2 protein-coding genes and 2 pseudogenes are annotated in these 3,728 nt (G+C 58.9%); 1 reads left to right on the top strand and 3 read right to left on the bottom strand.

The features are described from left to right. Positions 1-386 (top strand): hypothetical protein (locus tag BSU04_RS15120; RefSeq protein ID WP_218827290.1); only part of this gene is annotated, 386 nt, incomplete at its 5' end. A gap of 158 nt (positions 387-544) precedes the next feature. Here BSU04_RS15120 and BSU04_RS49140 read toward each other — a convergent pair. The 3 genes and pseudogenes from BSU04_RS49140 to BSU04_RS15095 all read right to left on the bottom strand — a co-directional run. Continuing rightward, positions 545-770, bottom strand: a pseudogene (locus BSU04_RS49140) (IS5/IS1182 family transposase); the annotation flags it as partial. 243 nt (positions 771-1,013) lie between these two features. Next, positions 1,014-1,833 (bottom strand): annotated as a pseudogene (locus BSU04_RS45425) (IS630 family transposase); the annotation flags it as partial. Between the two features lie 578 nt (positions 1,834-2,411). Further along, positions 2,412-3,728: ATP-binding protein (locus BSU04_RS15095; protein ID WP_089161365.1), on the bottom strand; the 1,317-nt coding region annotated here is incomplete at its 5' end.

Below are 3,728 nucleotides of genomic sequence, written 5' to 3'. Positions count from 1 at the left end.
TCCGCGCAACGTGTCTGCTGCATCGCAAGCCCGACACCTCGGGTGCCTTATGGCAAGGCTGGAACCGGCTGCATGCCGCCATGGGACGCAAGTTCTACGGGGTCTGGAGCGCGGTCTCGCAAGCCATGCAGAGCACGCCACGCAGCAGCTCGTTGGTCGAAAACTTCAACTCCCGGCTGCGCAACTGCCTGACGCTGCGGCGCCATCTGAACGGTAGCCGCGCCTGGCTGGGCCTGCTGCAGTTCTTCTTCAATCACCGTCGCTTCATGCGCAGCCGGTGCAGCGAGCGGCTCGGCAAAAGTCCGCGTAAAGCGATGACCGGCCAGGACCATCCGCAATGGCTGACGCTACTCGGACTCGGTCCGCTTCAGCCTCGGCAAACTTGATCGCGTGAGGTCGCGGACCTCAAACTGATTTGCACTCCATATTAATCCTGCCTGAAAACGTGGGACGAGTCAGCTCGTCTGTGTAACGCAAAAACACGGGTTTTGAACCACGCCGATAATTTTAACTTCTGCGGGGCTTTCGCCGCCGTTTTTGCGCTCTATGCCGTCTCGCAGACGGAGTTCTCCATTGATTGCAACAGCGCTTTCTTTGCAATCACCAAATTGCCTAGCGCAAACAAGGTGCCGTACCGCGCACCATTTTTAGCCAGGCCCACGGGCCCTCTTGTGGTTGAACAGGTTCTTCACCACATGAAACGGATGTTCAACCCGCGCCCGGATTTGCGCTTCGACCTTTTCCAGGGCCCGCGTCGACTGCTCCAGCCCGCGCTCGCGCAAGTGCGCGTTGATTTCCTCCAGCAGCACCGCAGTCAGCTTGTGCGCTTCCAGCAGCTCAGCACCGTGGTCGCATCCGGTGCCTCCTCATGCCCCAGATCAATACCGACAAATTGCCGGATAGGACGTAGGCTGTTGCACTTCAAATTTGATTGCGCCCTGCTAATCGAAATCAGACGTAAATTATTGAATAATCTACAAAATCGCTACTTTCCTGCCCCTAAGCGGTGTTGCGTTGAGGTCGGGCGCGTAAGGCGGCAAGAAAGCAATCTGGATGTCGCCCTCGATGGAATCGAGGCACTCGCGAACGAACTTGCTGCGATGCGCCTTCAATCCATCCCAGATGATCAGCAAAGGTTGCTTCAGATGAGCACGCAGCGCCTTGAGAAACTCGACGACCTGTTCCTTCTTGTTGCTGCCCTCGTGCAGGCGGAACATGCAGGCGGTTCGACTCAGTCCGGCGATAGCCGAGATGTGCGTCCATCGGAAGTGAAACTGGATGACGGGCGTGTGTCCTTTGAGCGCCCAGGTAAGCACCCGCGTAGGTCGTTCGCTAAGCCCCGACTCGTCGATGAAGAAGATCAAACGCCCCTGTCTGCGGGCTTTTTTTAAGCGCAGGCCACGTCTTGCGTTTCCAATCCCGCACGGCGTTTTCATCCCGTTCAATGGCTCGCTTCTCAGGCTTCTGCGGGCTAAAACCCAACGCACCTAGAATGCGCCACACGTGTGATTGGCTGAACTTGATGTCATACCTGCGCGCGATGAGAACCCCGGCGCGCTTGATCGTCCACAGCTCTGTACCGAATCCATGCTCGGTCGGACTTTGCAGTAGTATGCGGCGCAACTAATTAAGCTGGCCTGCATCGAGTTGGCCAAGACGTCCCATGCACATCCGACGCAACGCCTCGATGCCACCTTCGTTCAGCCGAGCCTTCCAGGTGTAAACGGTCTGTCGTGCCACGCCGACCGCGAGCGCGACTTCCGCCGGGCGTTTTCCGGCCAACAACATCCGGCCTGCGCACACACGCTTCTTCGTTGCTTCATCCATTGCCATCTGAAGTCCTCATCAAACCGGTGATGAGTCGTACAACGCACGACTTCGTTTTTCGTTGTCGTGACTTTAGAGATTCTCAATAGCAGAATTACTGTGCCTATTTGCAGAATTAGCGGACCTCAACAGTTGGGACTCGGAACGCGTTAATCACGGCAAGCCTGAGCGCGGAAGGTTGATACCCAGGACCTCCAACTCAATCGGACTACCAATAATTCTGCCACTCTACGAGCGATGCCGGTCAGCTCGTCGCTGTTACCCAAGATCGACGATTTTAGAACCACGCCGTATTTCCGCACGAAAACATCGTGTTCCAGAGACCCCGCAGTGCATGCGTCTGGAAGACCTGGTCGTCAGAGACGATCGCGAGTTCGAGTACATCCGCCAAAGCTCCGCGGGCCTGAGAATTAGCCGCCGAGCGTACGGTAAGGCCGATGCTAGCGCGGCGCGCACGCGCATTTCACTAGCAACATCCAGCGATCCAGTAGACTGAGTTTCGAATGCAAGGACGGCCGGGGAGGCGCGCTTGCAGCACTCTTCGATCATGCAGGCGTCGAGTAGCGCACCGACCCGGTTCGACCTTAGTTCGATGCCGATTCACAGGTCGCCGTCCGGAGCGAAGGTTCAGTCGAAGACGATGCGCGCATCGTCGAGTGTCTGTCTAAATTGGGTGGATTAATGGTCTCCTCGTTCAAATCGGCGCCTGTTTGCGGCTCAAAGAAACTGGAGAGATAGTGCGAATTGCGCGCGGTCATGGCCTGAAATTCGCCTTCAGCGTGCAGGTTTTCAAGCGCGTAGGCACGGGTCGATTCGCACAGGCGATATTTCGCGACCGGTCCCTCGAATTCAACGTTGACCAGGGACTTCGCCACCAGTTCGGTGATGCCAGTGATCGCGCTCGCCACCGAGCATTCGTCGTCGCACACGACCTCGCACATCATCTCGATGGTGAAGCTGCCGTCGAATATCGCGACACGTCGGAATATCGTCCGCGTGCTCGTGTCGAGGATCGCGAAACTCCAATCGAACGTCGCGCGCAGGGTTTGATGACGCGGGAGCGCAGTCCGATAGCCGCCGGCGAGAATCGCCATCCGGTCGTCCAGCCGCCTATGGACTTCATCCACGCCGAGCGCGACGACGCGAGCAGCCGCGAGTTCGATGGCCAGAGGAATGCCGTCCAGACGGCGGCAGATCTCGCCGACGAGCCGGATCTGCGCGCTCTCGCCGCCGACTTCGCCTTGCAAAAAGCTGGCACGCAGGAAAAACAAATCGACCGCGGAGCACTGCAGGATTTCTGCATCGGTGGAGCCGGCCGCCGGCACACCCAGCGGGTCAACCCTGAATACCACCTCAGGCATTATTCGAAGCGGCTCTGTGCTCGTCACGAGAACGCGCAGCATGTCGTTGCCGACAACCAGCGCATCGACGATGTGCGCGACCGCGGCTATCACATGCTCCGCGTTATCGAGCACCAGCAGCTTGCGCTGCCGGCCTAATGCGGCGACCACTTGCGCGACATCGGCTCGCGGGCCTGGCAGCGTCAGCCCGCAACCCTCAACGATCGCTCCGATCACGTCCTCTGGCTTGGTCAACGCGGCCAGTTCGACTAGGCAGACCGCTTCGTCGAAGTCAGCCGAGCAATGGCGAGCTGCTTCGACCGCAAGTGTCGTCTTGCCGATACCGCCCGCGCCGACCAACGTCAGCACATGTGAGTTTGCCAGCATCGAGCGGATCTGCTTGACTGCGCAGTCGCGTCCAAAAAGCTTGGACGTCGATGGTGGAAGGGGACGCCCTCCGGATGCCTGCGACGCGGTTTCGGGAGACAGGACGGTTTTCCGCCGCTGGAGAAGGCGATAGCCGCGGCCCGGCACGGTGAGGATCAGATCGCGGTCCGTACC

It is taken from the genome of Caballeronia sordidicola (assembly GCF_002220365.1).
Taxonomy (GTDB): domain Bacteria; phylum Pseudomonadota; class Gammaproteobacteria; order Burkholderiales; family Burkholderiaceae; genus Caballeronia; species Caballeronia sordidicola_C.
The sequence above is the reverse complement of the archived record's forward strand: the minus strand, read 5'-3'. Positions and strand labels throughout refer to the sequence as shown.